Origin of the sequence: Streptococcus sp. 53 (assembly GCF_013276565.1) — a bacterium.
Taxonomy (GTDB): Bacteria; Bacillota; Bacilli; order Lactobacillales; family Streptococcaceae; genus Streptococcus.
Genome location: NZ_VMLG01000011.1, coordinates 51,997 through 70,452, shown reverse-complemented (window position 1 = coordinate 70,452; position 18,456 = coordinate 51,997). Strand labels below are relative to the sequence as shown.

Sequence of the window (18,456 nt, the reverse complement as noted above, 5' to 3'; positions counted from 1 at the left end):
TCAAACCACGTCAGCGTCGCCTTACCGTATATATGTTACTGACTTCGTCAGTTCTATCTACAACCTCAAAGCAGTGCTTTGAGCAACCTACGGCTAGCTTCCTAGTTTGCTCTTTGATTTTCATTGAGTATAACGATAGTCCTATCATATCACTCAAAATGACTTTCGTCTAATATGTTTTTTTTAAGAATGTGATAAATATTTTTTATGGACAAGAAAAAGCTGCCCACATAGGACAACTTCTTTCTTATTCGAAAACAAATTGATTGTGATAGAGTTCTGAGTAGAAGCCACCTAGTTTCAAGAGTTCATGGTGATTACCGCGTTCAATGACTTCTCCATCTTTAAGGACAATAATCTGGTCTGCATTGAGGATGGTCTTCAAACGGTGGGCAATGACGAAACTAGTTCTGCCTGCTACAACCGCCTCCATGGCATGCTGAATCTTACTTTCTGTCACCGTATCTACGTTTGAAGTTGCTTCATCGAGAATGAGAACTTCTGGATCTGTCATCAGGGTTCGAGCGATAGAAATCAATTGTTTTTGCCCTGTTGAGAAGATGCTCTGGTCATCATCTATAAGAGTATCGTACTTATCAGGTAAGCTTTCGATATAGTCGTGAATGTGGGTTGCTTTGGCTGCTGCCTCAACCATTTCCTGACTAGCATCTGGCACACCGAAACGGATATTATCTCGAATCGTTCCACTAAACAAGACCGAATCCTGCAAGACAATTCCCACCTTGCTTCTAAGACTATCTAAATCATAGTCACGAATGTCTTTACCATCAAAATAAATCCCACCAGCATCAACATCATAGAAGCGATTGATGAGGTTCATAATAGTGGTTTTTCCTGACCCAGTCGGACCAACAACTGCTGTCATCTGGCCTTTAGGGGCAGAAATGCTGACATCTTTCAAAATAGGTTTATCAGGCAAGTATGAAAAATCAATATGACTAATTTCAACACCTTCTTGCAACTGAGTGAAGATTGGAGCCTTTTCAGGTCTAATTTCTTCCTCTGCGTCAAACATTTCCTGAATCCGTTCAGCACCTGTAAAGGCCAACTGAAGACTTCCCCAACTAGCTGCAACTTGGATAATAGGCTGGTAGTACTGCTGTGAAAATTGGGCAAACATAACAATCAAACCTAAGGCTGTACTTGTTTCAATAGACTTATCATTCAAAAGTACAGCTGAACCAGCAAAGATAACGATGGCTGTGTTGACCAGGCTCATCCCATTCATGACAGGGAAAAGAATTCCTGAGAACATCCTTCCTTTAAAGGTCGCCTTGCGCACGCGCTCATTTTGTTCAAGAAATCCTGCCATCATATCCTCTTGAATTCCTTGTACAATCACGGCTTTTTGACCTGAGATACTCTCATCCATATAGGCGTTGAGCTTCCCTACCTCTTTCTGCTGGAGGTTGGTGTATTTGCGTGCCATTTTCACGATGAAAATCAGCATGAGGAAGGCTACTGGTGTGCTGGCAATAGCGATGAGGGCCAGCGTCACATTTCTCGAAAACATGACAAGAATCAGACCGATATATAAAACAATATTGCTCATGACCTGAACCAGACTTTCATTAAAGGCTTGGAGGATATTATCCAAATCACTAGTAAAACGAGATAGGATATCGCCATCCTGTCGGCGGTCAAAGAAAGAAACCGTTAACCGAGCAAGCTTACCGAAGAGGCCTTTGCGCATCTCGTTGGTCGACTCCGCAATCACGCGCGTCATGAGACACATGTATATCACACTAGAGATAAATAGAACCAAAACCAGCAGACCAAGATTGAACATGATTCCTGATAGGCTTTGCCAAACAAGTTCTGGATTGCCATCTTGATAAGCTTGAACTAAATTGGCTAGCTCTGTTACTGCTTGTCCAGAAAAGACCGGAAAGAGGGCTTGGGCAAGAGTAGCCAGAACAATCATCAGGATGACAACTACAAATGATAGCTTATAGACTTTAAAATAATTCCAAAAAAATTGAACTGTCTTCATTTTACTCCTCCTTTCCTTTCTGTGTTTCGTAGATTTCACGGTAAACGGCATTGTTGGCAACCAAGTCTGCATGCGTGCCTTGACCAATCAATCGTCCTTGATCCAGTACCAAGATCTTGTCTGCATGAACAACCGAGCTAATCTTTTGAGCGATGATAATGGTTGTCGTCCCTTTCAAGTCCTTATTCAAGGCTTCTTGCACTAGGCGCTCTGACTTGGCATCCAAGGCCGAGGTCGAATCGTCAAAAATCAGAATACGCGGATTGCTGACAATTCCACGAGCAATCGACATCCGTTGCTTTTGCCCACCAGAGAAATTGGTTCCCCGTTCCTCAACTGGACTTTCAAAGGTTTTCTCCATACGATGAATGAATTCACTGGCTTGGGCAATATTGGCTGCTCGCTCCATTTCAAATAGAGTGGCATCTCCCTTACCCTGTCTCAAGTTATCTGCAATCGTTCCACTGAAGAGAATGGCACGTTGGAGAACGATAGACACTGTTTTACGCAGGGTTCCTTCACTCACTTCTCGAATATCCTTGCCACCGATTTTAATAGAGCCTTCTTGCGGATCAAAGAGACGTGGAATCAATTGAGCCAAGGTTGATTTTCCTGCACCAGTCGCCCCAACTACACCAACCATTTGACCAGGTTCAATAGTAAAGCTCACATCTTTAAGCATCGGTTCCTTGTCCGTTGGATAGGTAAAGGTCACATTTTCAAAGCTAAGACTTCCGACCAACTCTTCATCTGGCACATCCTTGAAGGTCATGGCTGGCTCTGCGTCCAGAATTTCTCGAATACGACGCATAGAAATCATGGCACGGCTGACAGAATTTCCTAAAAATCCAACCATAACAATGGTAAAGATAATCTGGCTCAGGTAATTAACAAAGGAAGCAATGGAACCAACAACCGACGGATCCGACTGAACCATCCCAGCAACCAGCCAAATAGAGAGGAAGACCGCCCCGTAACCAACCAACATCATAAAGGGTTCCACTACTGAAAAGGCATAACCAATGTAAAGGTTTTGACCAAGAAGCTCGTCTGAAACCTCCGTAAACTTAGCAAACTGCTCTTTTTCTTGGACAAAGGACTTGACCACACGAACGCCACGCAAATTTTCCTTGGCAATGGCATTGATGCGCTCAAGAAGGGTTTGAAACTTGGCAAAACGAGGCCCCATCATTCCCATCATGACAGCAGTCAAACCAAAAATCAAGACTACCATGAGAACAATCACCCACCACAGAGAAGATAGGGTTTGAACCGCCAGGATAAACGAACCGATGAACAAGAGGGGAAGTCTGAAAAGAATTTGGAAGGTCATCATGACGACGTTCTGAATCTGGTTGATGTCATTTGTCATGCGAACGACTAGATTTCCCGCATTAAATTGTTCAATATTGGCATAAGAAAAGGTTTGGATTTTACGGAAGGCATCCTCTCGAAGGTCAGATGAAACTCCTTGAGCAATATAGGCTGCGAGGACAACATTGAGCCCACCAGCAACCAGACCGACCAAGGCCACACCAATCAACCAAGCCCCGATGCTATAAATAGCTTCATATTTTCCAGCAAGGAGGGCGTCTAACACTTCCTGCAGATAACGCGGTTGCAGAAGTGAACTAGCAACCATCAAGCCTGTCATCAGGAGCGAAGCCAAGGCCTGCCACTTGTAGGTTTTTATTTTCTGAATCAGCATACTTTCTCCTTAAAAAATAGACAAAAGGGAGCGACAATGCGTCAGCTCCTTTTCATTCTGTTTGTGTGATGTTATTCTAGCAAAAAAGTGGAGGATTGTCAAAGAAGTCTCCTTGATATAGCTAGAATGACTAGTAATTTTCTCTTTATAGTTTCTGTTTTAACTCGACCAAGACATTCATAGCCTGCATAGGTGTCATGTTGTAAATGTCCAATTTAGCTAATTCTGCTAGGATAGGATGCACTGCAGGCGTGTCAAAGAGTGAAATTTGTTCAGTGACAGCACTTGTTTGGCTCACGGGAGCAGGACTTTCTGTCCCTTGATTCTCTAACTGAGTCAAAATCTTATCCGCCCTTGCTAAAAGGTCTGCTGGCAAACCAGCAATCTTGGCAACATGAATACCGTAGGATTTATCAGCTGGCCCTGGTTCAATCTTGTGAAGGAAGGTAACCTGCCCATCCTGCTCCAAGGTTGCCACGTGAACATTGACCAAGTGTTCCAAGCTAGACTCCAGACTAGTCAACTCATGGTAGTGGGTCGCAAAGAGGGTCTTGGCTCCGATATGTTCATGGATGTATTCGATGATGGATTGAGCAAGAGCCATACCATCATAAGTTGCAGTTCCCCGTCCCAATTCATCAAAGAGAATGAGAGAGTTCTTGGTCGCATGCGAAATGGCATTGTTGGCCTCCATCATCTCCACCATAAAGGTTGACTGACCTGAAACCAAGTCATCTGCTGCTCCTATACGGGTAAAAATCGCATCAAAAATCGGTAAATGGGCGCTTTCTGCTGGCACATAAGAACCCAGCTGGGCCATAACCGCCGTCATGGCTAACTGACGCATGTAGGTAGACTTCCCGCTCATGTTGGGCCCTGTAATTAGTTGAATACTGGTATCTTCTGCCATCTGAATCGTATTGGGAATATAGGTCTGAGCCCCCATAACCTTTTCAACGACAGCATGGCGCCCTTTCTGGATATCAATTCGCGAATCATCTCCGAATTCAGGTCGAATCAAATGCTGGGTTTCCGCAACAATTGCGAGACTTTGCAGGACATCAACCGTCGCAATTCCTTGAGCTAAAGCCTGCAAACGCTGGATATACTTGCTGACCTCTTCACGAATACGCATAAAAATTTCGTATTCGAGATTGGCTGACTTCTCACGCGCCTCCAGCATATCTCCCTCGATACGCGCTAATTCTTCGGTTCCAAAGCGTTCTGAGTTTTTCAGCGTCGCCTTGCGGAAAAAGTGAGCAGGCACATTTCCCAGTTGCGAATTGGTCACATGGAAATAGTAGCCATCCTTTTTATTGTAGTCAATCTTAAGCGTGCTGATACCAGAGTTTTCGCGTTCCTTAGCCTCAATTTCAGCAATCCAACCAGTCCCTTCTCTGAGCACACGACGGTACTTGTCTAAGGTCTCATCAAATCCAGTTCGGATAATTCCCCCATCTGTAATCACATGAGGAGCTTCAGGAGCAATCGCTGCGCTAATCAAACTCTCCAACTCAGGGATTCCATCCAGTTGTTCTATGAGATAAGCTAGAGCAGGTTGCTCCATTCCTTCTAAAATCGCACAAATCCGTGGCACACTAGACAAGGTAGTCGCCAACTGCAAGAGATCCTTTGGGTTGGTCTTGCCAAAAGAAACACGACTAGCCAAGCGCTCAATGTCATAAACACCCTTGAGACTGTCTGTCAAATCACTGCGCTCAAAGAAGTGATCAAGAAAGATCTGCACCACTTCTTGGCGTTGGATGATTCGCTCCTTGTCAATCAAGGGACGATGGATCCAAGAACGCAAGAGACGCATCCCCATAGCCGTTTTGGTTTCATCCAAAAGCCAGAAAAGACTGCCTTGCTTCTTGCCTGAACGAGCATTCTCAACCAAATCCAGACTAGCCTTGGTCGCATAATCCATCTGCAAGAAATCCTTGATTTCATAGCGGATAACAGGTTTGAGGTGGTTCAATTCCCTCATCTGGGTTCGATGGACATACTGGAGCAACTTACTAGATGCCGCTTGCTCCACAGCTGCTAATCGTGAATCCAGTAAATGAAGGTCTTCAAAGCCTTCTTTTTCATAGGAAAGTACCAGATTCATCTGACGACTAAGGATTTGTTCCTCTTCCTCAGACAAGTCATAGCCCAGCACCACTTCTCGCGCCTTAAGGTTACGGATTTCCCCACAAACCAGCGTGAAATCCAAAAGACCTGTCACATAAAAGTCACCCGTCACCAGGTCCATATAAGCTAGGCCAAACTGATTACCATCACGGTCTATGGCAACCAAAAAATTATTCTGACTGTCCGGCTTACTGCTATCAACCACTGTCCCTGGCGTAATGACCTGAACAACCTCTCGTTTAACAACCCCAACTGCCTGTTTAGGATCTTCCATCTGCTCTGCGATAGCCACCTTATAACCCTGCTCAATCAAGACATCGATATACTGTTGGGCAGAATGATAGGGAACACCCGCCATAGGAATCGGATTGTCGGCATTCTTGTTGCGACTCGTTAAGGAAATTTCCAGAATCTGCGCAGCATTGACCGCATCCTCATAAAATAATTCATAAAAATCACCCATCCGAAAGAGCAAAAAAGCATCTGGATATTGCTTTTTAATATCCACATACTGTTGCATGCCGGGTGATAGCTTTTCTGTCGCCATTTTCCGTCTCTCCTTGTCAAAAATAAGTCTTGAGAGCAACTCCCAAGACCTTACTTATCTTTCATCAAATCTAGCAAACGATCTTCCATGAGTTTGGCAACGTGCTGGTCTCGACAAATGACCAATAAGGTATTGGCACCAGCAACTGTTCCTAAAATCCATTCATCCTTATTTGCATCTACAATATTTGCCAAAACAGAGGCTTCGCCCAATTTGGTATGAAGCACCAAGGTAAACTCTGCTCTTGCAACACCTTCTAAATGATGAGACAAAAATTCCACCAAATCAATCTTTTCTGTCTCATTTGCTAGTACATAATACACCATATCATTTTTCTTGACCTTGGTCAAGCCGATTTCGCGCAAATCACGAGACAGGGTTGTCTGCGTCACAAAAACATTATGCGCCTCCAACCGATCTTGAATTTCTTTTTGTGTACTTAATTTCTCCTCAGTAATCATTTTTTTTATTAACTGATGACGATCTCTTTTTCTCATAAAATCCTCTTATGTGAATATTTATAACTATTTTTATAACTATATTATACCAAAAAAATAGGAGATTTCAAAAATTTTTTCTTCTTTCTTTAAAATTGTGATAAAATAGTAGAAAAGTCCAAAAAGGAGCTCTTAATGAATACAAAAGAATTGATTGCTAGCGAATTGGCTAGCGTCATTGATAGCCTAGACCAAGAGGCTATTTTAAATTTACTGGAAACCCCTAAAAACTCAGAAATGGGAGACATTGCTTTTCCTGCTTTTTCTCTTGCAAAAGTCGAACGTAAAGCACCTCAAATGATTGCGGCTGAACTGGCTGAAAAAATTAACAGCCAAGCCTTTGAAAAGGTTGTTGCAACAGGACCTTACGTTAACTTTTTCCTTGATAAATCTGCCATTTCTGCTCAAGTGTTGCAAACGGTTATCACTGAAAAAGAACACTATGCTGACCAAACTATTGGCAAACAAGAAAATGTTGTTATCGACATGTCTAGTCCCAATATCGCTAAGCCATTCTCTATTGGCCACCTACGCTCAACTGTTATCGGAGATAGCTTGTCACATATTTTCCAAAAAATCGGTTATCAAACGGTCAAGGTCAATCATTTGGGAGACTGGGGTAAGCAGTTTGGGATGCTGATTGTAGCCTACAAAAAATGGGGCGACGAAGAAGCTGTAAAAGCTCATCCAATTGATGAACTTCTTAAACTCTATGTCCGCATCAACGCTGAAGCCGAAAATGACCCTAGCTTGGATGAAGAAGCACGCGAATGGTTCCGTAAACTTGAAAATGGAGATGAAGAAGCTCTCGCTCTTTGGCAATGGTTCCGTGATGAAAGTTTAGTGGAATTTAACCGCCTTTACAATGAATTGCAAGTCGAATTTGACAGCTACAATGGAGAAGCCTTCTACAACGATAAGATGGATGCAGTTGTAGACATTCTTTCTGAAAAAGGCCTTCTTGTTGAATCAGAAGGTGCCCAAGTTGTGAATCTTGAGAAATATGGAATTGAACATCCAGCCCTTATCAAGAAATCTGATGGTGCAACTCTCTATATCACACGTGACTTAGCTGCAGCTCTTTACCGTAAAAACGAATACCAATTTGCCAAATCTATCTACGTCGTTGGTCAAGAGCAATCCGCTCACTTTAAACAACTCAAAGCTGTCTTGAAAGAGATGGGCTACGACTGGAGTGAAGACATTACTCACGTTCCTTTTGGTTTGGTTACAAAAGAAGGGAAAAAACTCTCTACTCGTAAAGGAAATGTCATCTTGCTAGAGCCTACAGTTGCAGAGGCTGTTAGCCGTGCCAAGGCCCAAATCGAGGCTAAAAATCCTGAACTGGAAAACAAAGACCAGGTAGCGCATGCTGTTGGGGTAGGAGCCATTAAATTCTATGACCTCAAGACCGACCGTACAAATGGATATGACTTCGACCTAGAAGCTATGGTATCCTTCGAGGGGGAAACTGGACCTTATGTTCAATACGCCTACGCTCGTATCCAATCTATCTTGCGTAAAGCAGACTTCAAACCAGAAACAGCTGGCAACTATAGCTTGAATGATGCTGAAAGTTGGGAAATCGTCAAACTCATCCAAGACTTCCCACGTATTATCAACCGTGCGGCAGATAACTTTGAACCTTCTATCATTGCTAAATTTGCAATTAGCCTGGCTCAAGCCTTTAACAAATACTATGCACATACACGTATCCTAGACGAAAATCCTGAGCGCGACAGCCGTCTAGCCCTCAGCTACGCAACTGCAGTTGTTCTCAAAGAAGCCCTTCGCTTGCTTGGAGTAGAAGCGCCAGAGAAGATGTGATTCAGTACTAACAATTGGAACTAAAGTTCCTAATTGTTAGACGCTAGTCGCTTTTATGCGGACTAGCTAACTGCTTCACTAGTAAAGAAACATAAATATTATCGATTTATGTTTCTTTACGTCGTAATTAGAGATACTTGTCTAATCGCTTCACTAATTCACCAAACCAAATAGTATCAATTGGGTTTAGTTCATGTCGTAATCTTTTAATTACTTGATTGTTAAGTAATCTAAGTAACTAAGACCAAATCCTATACGGGCTTTGGCTAGGCGCTTCACTAGTTTTAGGACATAAATGTGATCGATTTATGTTCCAAAACGTCGTAATCTTAAAATTATTGAAACTAAAGTTCCTAATTGTTAGACGCTAGCCGCTTATATGCGGACTAGCTAACTGCTTCACTAGTCATGGTTTCTAAATATAATCGATTTAGAAACCATGACGTCGTAACCAGAGATACTTGCCTAAACACTTTACTAATTCACCAAACTAAATAATATCGATTTGGTTTGTTTCATGTCGTAATCTTTTAATTACTTGATTGTTAAGCAATCTAAGTAACTAACGCCAAAATCCTATACGGATTTTGGTTTAGAGGTCTATCAAAAATCTTATCAAGTTTTGCTGACTTGTTCTGCTATTTTAGGTCCACTAAATCGATTTATTCACTACTATTTTTTATCATACAGGGAGATTTCCTATGAGCCAATATGCTTATGTCCTCGTTGTAATTAGCTTGGTGTTCCTTTTTCTGCTCAATAAGTACGAAAAAGAACGACTTCAAAGACTCTACCAAGAACAACTTTTGAAGGATGAAACATTTAGAGCTGACATCAAAGAGAAAATTCACACGACTGAAAATATCAATGATGTCATTACTTACATCAATAAAACTTATCATCTGGGAATGTTGCTATCAAAAGACATTACAGATCAATTGAAATAAACCTAGCTATTCTTTAAGAAATATGAAAACCGAGACTAAGAGTTTATTACTTATGCTCGGTTTTTAGTATGTTCAATTGAAACAAGTGTTGAAAACTTGTTGTAGCAATTCTAATATAGGAATGTATTGACTTCCAAAAATATCATTTACAAATATTTTTAAAGAAATCAAACTTCCTATATTTACTATTCTTATAGACTGTTAAATCAACATCCTCTACAACTTCTTTCACATCTATATTGACATCATAGGGCAAAGAAAGAAAATCTAAATTATAAAACTTTGTACTCATCTCTTTTAAAATAAGAAGGTCTAACAAGTAGTCCTCCACTCTAATTTCAACTTGAATTGTCTTAGACATGAAATTTTTTAGAATCATAAAGTCCTTTACTTGCTTTCTTTTAGGACTGATATACTCAAATCTTTTTCGTTCAAAAATAATTTTCTCCAAATGTTACACCATTTCAATAATATAATTTTCTAAATAACTGCAGAAGCAATTCTTCTTTTTAATGCAGGCTTCATTAAAATTTCCCTTGTTTAATTCTTCCAAAAATTTTTGAAATAGTGCAAATAAAAGCTCCTAGTAAAAATTCCTGTAGGAAAAATCCAAAATAAGTTCCTAACTGTAAATTTCTATTGAATGTAAATACGGAAGTTTCAGATTGAATCGTATTTTGTTCTATAAGCGTCATAGGAGTAACTCTGAAAATTCCAAACATCATTAAGGCATAGATCATTCCAAAAATAATTAATAACACCCAGCTGTGCTTACTTCTAGAAGAAATACTTCCCGATAACAAAGCTAATAATATTGATGGTATAATTTGTACAAACAGCATAAATTGAAAAAGATTAAAATTATCTAGTGTAAAAAAACATATTGTAAATTCCACAATTAGCAATAGAGAAAATACTCCATCTATTTTTGTAAATTTCATTTTACCTCCTTTAAATTCACATCCATCATTACCTTAGACCCTCAATAACATTTTTATTTGCTGCAACCATTGCAGGCATAATACTAAATACAATTCCAAATACGCCCGTTGTGAATAGAGTAATCAAAATATGATCCAGAGTTAATGTCGTAACAAAACCACTCATGTTCATTAAAACAACAAATAATGTCGCTACTCCAATACCAGTTATAGCTCCCAGAAGCGATAAAAGAATCCCCTCCATCATATATGATTGATAAATATCAGATTTTTTAGCTCCCAAAGCTCGACGAATGGCTATCTCCTTACTACGTTCGCTAACAGAAGACAACATAGCATTCATAACCCCAAAACCAGCTACAAAAATTGAAATACTTGATAAAAGTGCAATGAAATTTAATATTGTAGTAGCTTGGGCCTTTGTTTCCTCATATACCCTTCTATTATCTATATATCCATAAGTTCCTTCCTTGCGGAATATTCCATAAGTATCTAAAGCAGATAAAGCCTTATTAATATTCTCCAACTGATTAGTTTCTACTACTAACTCATCAAAATATTCCCTTCCTCCTAAAAGTAACTCTTTGATTTCATTGGTAACCAATAAAGAAGGTAATCTTTCATTAACAGCTGATCCATAATATATTGCCTGAATTGGATATTCTTTTCCAGATATATTGATAGTCTCTCCTAAAAAAGTTTCAATATTTTCCTTTCGAGTCAATAACATGAAAGCCTTATCACTAATAGCGACACCTCCATCTAGTTCCTCTAATGCTCTTCCTTTTAATAAAGCAGGCACAACTAAACCATTCTTATTCAAATCGCCTAATGTTCGAAAACTAAGATTCTGCTTAGAATCATTAAAATACGTTTCAGCATACAAAGCATAAGAACTGGAAGAAAGTCTTGCAGGTTTTCCAATAGTTTGCTCAACCAATTGTTTATCTTCCTGTGTAAACCCTCTAATATCCAACATATTCTGAGGAGTATAAGTCATTGTTGCTGTGTCTTCTTCTATCTTTAAATCATTACCTAATGTAGAAGTTGTATAGGAAGAACTTGATAGTATTACTAATAAAACAAATGTTGCCACTGTGATGGCTAAGGATGTCAGAATACTTTGTCTTTTATTCCTCTTTAACAGCTTTAGAGTATCTATTAACAGCTTTTTAAACTTCATGTAATCCTTCTCCTTCAGATGTTAGATACCCATTTTTCATTCGATACCTTGTTCTACAATGACTGGCAACAAACTCATCGTGAGTTACTACAATAATTGTCGTTCCAGAATGATTCAAATTTTGTAGAATTTGCAATATCTCATTCCTATTTTTCTCATCTAATGCACCTGTAGGTTCATCCGCTATAAGAAATCTAGGTTTATGAGCAAGAGCCCTAATTAAAGCAACTCGTTGCTTCTGTCCGCCTGATAAATGACTTGGGTACTCATTCATCTTATCTATAAGCCCTAAGTCTTGTAATAAACTATCAATGTATTCTATATCTGGCTGTTGGTCAGAATATAGGAATGATAATAAAATATTTTCTTTAACAGTATATTCATCAATAAGATGAAATTGTTGAAAAACAAATCCAATATCACGATTACGGTAACTTGCTTGTTGATTTTCATTTAACTTCTCAATACTTTTTCCGTCTAATATATATTCTCCTTCAAATTCAGAATCAATCAGTCCCAAAATATTGATAAATGTCGATTTGCCCGAACCTGATGGTCCCATTATCGATACAAATGCTCCTTCAACTACCTTAAAATTTATTTCTCTTAAGACATTATTTTTTAGCGTCCCTTGTCCGTAACTTTTGCTAATATTTTTTAGTTCTAACATAGACCTTCCTATTCTATCTTTATTATTTATAAATCCAAAAAATGGCAACAACTAGCACTAACATATTTTCTCTCCTTATTTTTTCTACAGGATTATTATACTTCTATGTTACACATTCGCCAAGGTCATAAATGTCACTAATTTTAACAACTTATCCACTAATGAGTACTCAATTAGTATAAAAAGAAACTAGATACGAACTCAATCTAAGGGAAAAACATAATAACTCTTTAAATGATAAAACGCATAATATCAAGTTTTTAAACACCTGATATCATGCGTTTTTATGATTTCGAAAACTTTCTCTCGGTCTTTTTAACTAATGATATTTTTGTCACTTTTTTATTTTCTAATGTTTATTTTTAAAAAAATCCTGGAGGTCATGTTGCCATTGTTTTTCTAGCTGTTCTATCAAATGACGATTATCAATCATTCTAGCAAATATTTTTGCTTCTTGAAAATAATTTTCAGCTACTGGATAATCTTTTTTTACAAATAATGAATAGCGCCACTCCCATAGTCGAATAATTGGTTTTTTCTGATAGTCGTATGACTTTGAGGTAATTTCATTTAATTTATAGAGAATATCTTCAAATTGACTGTAATTAGCAATTTTTTCAAATATTCCTAACAACAAAAGTAATGAATCTCTGATTAGAAATGAATATTCAATATCAAACATCTCAACTTGTTGTAAAATTTTATCAGCTATTACTAAGAAAGTATTCACTTCAATCTCATCTATTATCGTATCTTGGTGTACTAATCTTACCAAAAATAGCTTTATGATTAAAATATCGTTAACTTCATATTTTGATTTCAACAAAATGTGATCGAAATACTCTTGTAAAATCATTCCTAAATTGCTATCATCATTCCACCAACCAAAGTCATCATATGCTTGTAAAACATCTATGATAAATCTTTCTTCCTCAGGTAGCCTATCATAATACTCTTCAAAAATCTTATCAAAAACACTCTCTTTCTTTTGGGCGATAGTTTCATCTTCGTATGTAGGAGTCCTCATCAAGAAATACTTCAATTCTAGGTATTCCTTATCCAACTCTATATAACTTGGCATCAACTTGTAATCTTCAACTCCCAAACGCTCAGCGATATATTTTAACTTTGTTAGTGTTGGTCTGGATTCTCCATTTTCAATTCTAATTAATTGACGGATACTTAATTCAGACTCATCACCACAAAATTCTGAACGACTGATTTTTTTAGCCAAACGTAATCTTTTAATTTTTTCGCCAAACTCTCGCAACCTACAAGAACCTCCTGAGTTGTTTACCTCTATTATAGCATATACTGAATCAAACTATCTATCAGATTTCTTCTCACTTTAACTAAAGACTAAGACTTTAATACTTCGTCTCGGTTTTTATATATTTTTCAAGTCACAAAGCCACCACTCCCCCAGCAATGCAAGTGCAAAATCCCCTAGAATATGATAGAATAAGAGAAAGAACTCTATCAAGGAGGAAATCATGGAAAAACAAACCATCGCCGTCTTGGGGCCTGGTTCTTGGGGAACTGCCCTTTCACAAGTCTTAAATGACAATGGACACGAGGTACGTATTTGGGGAAATCTTCCCGAGCAAATCAATGAAATTAATACACACCATACTAATAAGCACTACTTTAAAGATGTCATCCTAGACGAAAATATCATTGCCTACACCGACTTAGCAGAGGCCTTGAAAGATGTAGATGCGATTTTGTTTGTTGTCCCAACAAAAGTGACACGACTTGTCGCCCAGCAAGTTGCACAAACCTTGGATCATAAGGCTATCATCATGCACGCATCAAAGGGATTAGAACCTGATAGCCATAAACGATTATCAACCATCCTTGAAGAAGAAATTCCTGAACATCTCCGCAGTGATATTGTCGTTGTTTCAGGTCCTAGTCATGCGGAAGAGACCATTGTGCGTGACCTGACTTTAATCACTGCTGCTTCTAAAGATTTACAAACAGCTCAATACGTTCAAGAACTCTTTAGTAATCACTACTTCCGACTTTATACCAATACGGATGTTATTGGAGTTGAAACCGCTGGTGCTCTTAAAAACATTATCGCTGTCGGTGCTGGAGCTTTACATGGTTTAGGATTTGGTGACAATGCCAAGGCAGCCATCATCGCTCGAGGCTTGGCAGAAATTACCCGCCTAGGGGTAGCACTCGGAGCCAGTCCATTGACCTATAGTGGCTTGTCTGGTGTAGGAGATTTGATCGTAACGGGAACCTCCATCCACTCTCGTAACTGGAGAGCTGGAGATGCCCTTGGTCGTGGAGAATCCCTAGCTGATATCGAAGCCAATATGGGCATGGTGATTGAAGGAATTTCAACGACCCGAGCAGCCTATGAACTAGCCCAAGAACTTGGAGTTTATATGCCCATTACACAGGCCATTTACCAAGTTATCTACCACGGAACCAATATCAAAGATGCCATTTATGATATCATGAACAATGAATTTAAAGCAGAAAATGAGTGGTCTTAACCCTCTAAAGAAAGGATTCTTATGACATCAAAAGTTAGAAAGGCAGTCATCCCTGCTGCTGGACTAGGAACTCGATTTTTACCAGCAACCAAGGCACTTGCCAAAGAAATGTTGCCAATTGTAGACAAACCAACTATCCAGTTTATCGTGGAAGAGGCTCTCAAATCAGGTATTGAAGATATTCTGGTTGTCACTGGTAAATCAAAACGTTCTATTGAGGACCACTTTGACTCAAACTTTGAGCTTGAATACAACCTTAAGGAAAAAGGCAAAACGGATTTGTTAAAATTGGTAGATGAAGCAACTGGTATGCGACTTCATTTCATCCGCCAAACTCACCCTCGTGGTCTTGGAGACGCTGTCTTACAAGCCAAAGCTTTTGTAGGAAATGAACCCTTCGTTGTTATGCTGGGTGATGACCTTATGGACATTACAGACGAGAATGCCGTTCCTTTGACAAAACAACTGATGAATGATTACGAGCGGACACACGCATCAACCATTGCTGTCATGCCCGTACCACACGAAGACGTTTCATCATACGGAGTCATTGCTCCTCAAGGCGAAGGAATCAATGGACTCTATAGCGTTGAAACTTTCGTTGAAAAACCAGCTCCCGAAGATGCTCCAAGTGATTTGGCAATCATCGGTCGCTATCTTCTCACACCAGAAATTTTTGATATTCTTGAAAAGCAAGCTCCAGGCGCTGGAAATGAAATCCAGCTTACCGACGCTATTGATACCCTTAATAAAACACAACGTGTTTTCGCCCGTGAATTTACAGGAGCTCGTTACGACGTTGGAGATAAATTCGGCTTTATGAAAACATCTATTGACTACGCCCTCAAGCACCCACAAGTCAAAGATGACTTGAAAGATTACCTCATCCAACTGGGAAAAGAATTGGCTGAGAAGGAATAATACTCTTTGAAAATCTCTTCAAACCACNNAAAGCAGTGCTTTGAGCAACCTGCTGCTAGTTTCCTAGTGTGCTTTTTGATTTTCATTGAGTATAAAATAAAAAGATAAGGTTCAAAAAATGCCTTATCTTTTTTCATTACACAAATTTTCTTTCAACTTCGTCACATTCCCATTCCCTTGTAGAGAAGTAAGACTACGAGTCCTACGAACAAGACTACCGCTCCTAATCTCTGGCTGGCACTATACATCCATCTTTCTCCTCGAACTGGAAAGATAATTGCTAGAAATGCTCCACCAACTGCTCCCCCGATATGGCCTGCTAGACTGATTCCTGGAATCAGAACACTTCCAATAATGTTAACCACAAAAAGGGTCAGATAAGACTGTCCTAGATGTTGGATATAGGGGTTGCGAGTGGCATAGCGAAGAATGATAATCGCGGAAAATAGCCCATAGAGAGAAGTCGAGGCTCCTGCTGCTAAGGATTTGGGACTAAATACAAAAACAAAGAGATTGCCCATCATTCCTGATAAGAGATAGAGAAAGAAAAACTGCTTGGAACCGAAAATTTCCTCTACTTGCCTACCAAGATAATAGAGCGAAAGCATATTAACAATGAAATGCTCCCACCCAATATGAACAAAAATGGCAGAGAAGAGACGCCAAATCTGCTCAGGAAAGAGGCGGATGGCAGGCCCATACATGGCTCCAAATCGAAATAGGCTGTCTGCCCTGTCAAAATTTCCTCCTGTAGTCACCAACATTAGTAAAAACACCAAGGCCGTCACTAAGAGAAAGAAACTCGTCACAGGGTAACGCCTATCAAAGATTTCTTTCATCAATCAGTACCTCCTGAACAGGAATATCATGCTTTTCAGAGCTAAAGTCCTCAATTTGACAAGGATAAACCGTACTCAAAGTATGACCAGAAAAATATTCCAGATAGCGGTCATAATAACCTCCGCCGTATCCAATACGATAGCCTTCCGTCGTAAAAGCCAGACCAGGAACATGAATCAAATCAATCTGAGAAGCATCCACTACTTCTAAATCTCCCTGTGGTTCCAGTAATCCAAAGGAAGTTTTTACCAACTGCTGCGGATCATAGACCACAAAGTCCATGCGCCCCTTGGGATAGGTTTTGGGTATCAGAACCCTCTTGCCATCCTTCAGAGCCTGCTCGATCAATCCCTGCGTTTGAAACTCATGAGGAAAAGAGAGATAGGTTGCGATGACCTTGGCTTCTTGGTAGAAGGGATGTTTCAAAAATTGATCCGTTAAAGCTTGATCCATAGCCTGTTTTTGCTCTCGAGGGATAGCCTTCATTTCTTGCAAAATTTTCTTGCGTAGTTCTGCTTTCATAGATAATTCCTCTACTCTGCTGCCTTCTTTTTCAGGAAACTAGAGACCGCATCCACCCCAATAGCTAAGGCTTCTTCCTTAGGATTCATCTGAGGGTGATGAAGGGCATAGGGACTATCTATACCAAGCCAGAACATAACGCCATCAACTTTTGAAAGGAGATAACCAAAGTCTTCACCTGTCATAGCAGGTTCGATATCAATCAACTCGATTCCGTCTTTTTCTTCAAAGAAGTCCATCAGTTCACGCGCCAAGGCTGGATTATTCTCAACAGGCAGGTAACCCCCTTGTTTGAGTTCCACTTCGACTTCCATATCAAAGGCAGCTGCAACACCTTCTGCAACTGTTTTGACCCTTTTTTGCACCAAGAGACTCATGTCCTGTGTCAAGGCCCGAATAGTTCCATGTAAAAAGGCTGTGTCTGTGATGACATTGTTTGTTGTTCCAGCCTGGAAAACTCCAAAGGTCACCACTGCTCCCTCGATTGGGTTAACATTGCGGCTGACAACTGACTGCACTTGGGTTACAAAGTAACTAGCCGCCACCAAGGCGTCATTGGCTTCATGCGGAAAGGCTGCGTGGCCACCTTTGCCTTTGAAACGGATTTTCACCTCACAAGTCCCTGCAAAAAGTGTATGAGTATTAGTCGCAATCTGACCAACCTTCAAATCTGGACGGACATGGAGACCATAAAACTGGTCTGGCAACCAATCTCCAAAAGCGCCACCCTCATACATGAGCATGCCACCAGCTTCATTTTCTTCAGCAGGCTGAAACAGAAAGAGCAGATTGTTCTTTGGTTGCTCCTCAAGGGCTCGCTCAAGACAGCCCAAGGCAATGGTCATGTGGAAATCATGTCCACAGGCGTGCATGCGACCTTGATGCTGGGAAGCGAAAGGAAGTCCTGTTTGTTCAACGATCGGCAGGCCATCAATATCTGTCCGCCAGCCAATGGTTCGCTCTGGCTGACTTCCCTGCAAATAGACCAAAATCCCTGTCCGCCAAGTTCGAACTTGGACAAAATCCTTGCCCGCAGTCAATTTCTCAATCACATCCAGCAAGTAAGCATGAGTCTTGAACTCCTCCAAGCCAATCTCTGGAATCTGGTGCAAATCTCGTCTAGTCTGAATCAAATCTAACATCTATCTATCCTCCGATATAGCAGAAAGAGGCTGGAAGAAGGGTTCCGCCTCTAT

At 40.0% G+C, this 18,456-nt stretch carries 16 protein-coding genes; 4 read left to right on the top strand and 12 right to left on the bottom strand.

Going from position 1 to position 18,456, the window contains the following annotated elements; genetic code table 11:
• Window positions 1-247 precede the first annotated feature (247 nt).
• The 4 genes from patB to argR all read right to left on the bottom strand — a co-directional run bounded on the left by patB (window position 248) and on the right by argR (window position 6,899).
• Complete coding sequence (gene patB / locus HT722_RS04070) at window positions 248-2,014, bottom strand: multidrug efflux ABC transporter subunit PatB (RefSeq protein ID WP_173277714.1); 1,767 nt, start codon at window positions 2,012-2,014, stop codon at window positions 248-250.
• Between the two features lies 1 nt (window position 2,015).
• Entirely contained in the window at window positions 2,016-3,722 is a 1,707-nt protein-coding gene (gene patA / locus HT722_RS04065) for a multidrug efflux ABC transporter subunit PatA (RefSeq protein ID WP_173277713.1), read from the bottom strand.
• Between the two features lie 145 nt (window positions 3,723-3,867).
• Window positions 3,868-6,402 carry a DNA mismatch repair protein MutS gene (mutS, locus tag HT722_RS04060; RefSeq protein WP_173277711.1) on the bottom strand — a complete coding sequence of 845 codons (2,535 nt, stop codon included), beginning with the start codon at window positions 6,400-6,402 and terminating at the stop codon, window positions 3,868-3,870.
• A 50-nt stretch (window positions 6,403-6,452) separates the two neighbouring features.
• Window positions 6,453-6,899, bottom strand: coding sequence for an arginine repressor (gene argR, locus HT722_RS04055; RefSeq protein ID WP_001231476.1), 447 nt, complete (start codon window positions 6,897-6,899; stop codon window positions 6,453-6,455).
• A 135-nt stretch (window positions 6,900-7,034) separates the two neighbouring features.
• Between argR and argS the strand changes: the two genes are divergently transcribed.
• Both argS and HT722_RS04045 read left to right on the top strand, forming a co-directional pair.
• The gene (gene argS, locus HT722_RS04050; protein ID WP_173277708.1) at window positions 7,035-8,726 is read left to right on the top strand and encodes an arginine--tRNA ligase; all 1,692 of its coding nucleotides are present in this window, start codon (window positions 7,035-7,037) and stop codon (window positions 8,724-8,726) included.
• Between the two features lie 701 nt (window positions 8,727-9,427).
• Complete coding sequence (locus HT722_RS04045; RefSeq protein WP_173277706.1) at window positions 9,428-9,673, top strand: MarR family transcriptional regulator; 246 nt, start codon at window positions 9,428-9,430, stop codon at window positions 9,671-9,673.
• Window positions 9,674-9,815: 142 nt separating this feature from the next.
• On the opposite strand, the gene HT722_RS04040 is transcribed toward HT722_RS04045, so the two are convergent.
• The 5 genes from HT722_RS04040 to HT722_RS04020 all read right to left on the bottom strand — a co-directional run bounded on the left by HT722_RS04040 (window position 9,816) and on the right by HT722_RS04020 (window position 13,737).
• Window positions 9,816-10,124, bottom strand: a complete 309-nt coding sequence (locus HT722_RS04040) for a hypothetical protein (RefSeq protein WP_173277704.1) — start codon at window positions 10,122-10,124, stop codon at window positions 9,816-9,818.
• Between the two features lie 73 nt (window positions 10,125-10,197).
• Window positions 10,198-10,614, bottom strand: a complete 417-nt coding sequence (locus tag HT722_RS10480; protein ID WP_240146926.1) for a hypothetical protein — start codon at window positions 10,612-10,614, stop codon at window positions 10,198-10,200.
• Window positions 10,615-10,642: 28 nt separating this feature from the next.
• Window positions 10,643-11,797 carry an FtsX-like permease family protein gene (locus HT722_RS04030; protein WP_173276617.1) on the bottom strand — a complete coding sequence of 385 codons (1,155 nt, stop codon included), beginning with the start codon at window positions 11,795-11,797 and terminating at the stop codon, window positions 10,643-10,645.
• A complete protein-coding gene (locus tag HT722_RS04025) occupies window positions 11,787-12,467 on the bottom strand; it encodes an ABC transporter ATP-binding protein (RefSeq protein WP_173277702.1) in 681 nt (226 codons plus the stop codon). The genes HT722_RS04030 and HT722_RS04025 overlap by 11 nt, the downstream gene beginning before the upstream one ends.
• 349 nt (window positions 12,468-12,816) lie before the next feature.
• Window positions 12,817-13,737, bottom strand: a complete 921-nt coding sequence (locus HT722_RS04020; RefSeq protein WP_173277700.1) for an XRE family transcriptional regulator — start codon at window positions 13,735-13,737, stop codon at window positions 12,817-12,819.
• Window positions 13,738-13,960: 223 nt separating this feature from the next.
• Here HT722_RS04020 and HT722_RS04015 point away from each other — a divergent pair, with 223 nt between their 5' ends.
• Window positions 13,961-14,977: an NAD(P)H-dependent glycerol-3-phosphate dehydrogenase gene (locus HT722_RS04015; RefSeq protein WP_173277698.1), complete on the top strand. Its 1,017-nt coding sequence runs from the start codon at window positions 13,961-13,963 to the stop codon at window positions 14,975-14,977.
• Between the two features lie 21 nt (window positions 14,978-14,998).
• Window positions 14,999-15,898, top strand: coding sequence for a UTP--glucose-1-phosphate uridylyltransferase GalU (gene galU, locus HT722_RS04010; protein WP_050391127.1), 900 nt, complete (start codon window positions 14,999-15,001; stop codon window positions 15,896-15,898).
• Window positions 15,899-16,059: 161 nt separating this feature from the next.
• On the opposite strand, the gene HT722_RS04005 is transcribed toward galU, so the two are convergent.
• The 3 genes from HT722_RS04005 to HT722_RS03995 are packed head-to-tail and all read right to left on the bottom strand — an operon-like array spanning window position 16,060 to window position 18,402.
• Complete coding sequence (locus tag HT722_RS04005) at window positions 16,060-16,737, bottom strand: rhomboid family intramembrane serine protease (RefSeq protein ID WP_173277696.1); 678 nt, start codon at window positions 16,735-16,737, stop codon at window positions 16,060-16,062.
• Window positions 16,721-17,260, bottom strand: a complete 540-nt coding sequence (locus HT722_RS04000) for a 5-formyltetrahydrofolate cyclo-ligase (protein ID WP_173277694.1) — start codon at window positions 17,258-17,260, stop codon at window positions 16,721-16,723. The genes HT722_RS04005 and HT722_RS04000 overlap by 17 nt, the downstream gene beginning before the upstream one ends.
• Window positions 17,261-17,271: 11 nt before the next feature.
• Window positions 17,272-18,402, bottom strand: coding sequence for an N-acetyldiaminopimelate deacetylase (locus HT722_RS03995; RefSeq protein WP_173277692.1), 1,131 nt, complete (start codon window positions 18,400-18,402; stop codon window positions 17,272-17,274).
• Window positions 18,403-18,456: the final 54 nt, after the last annotated feature.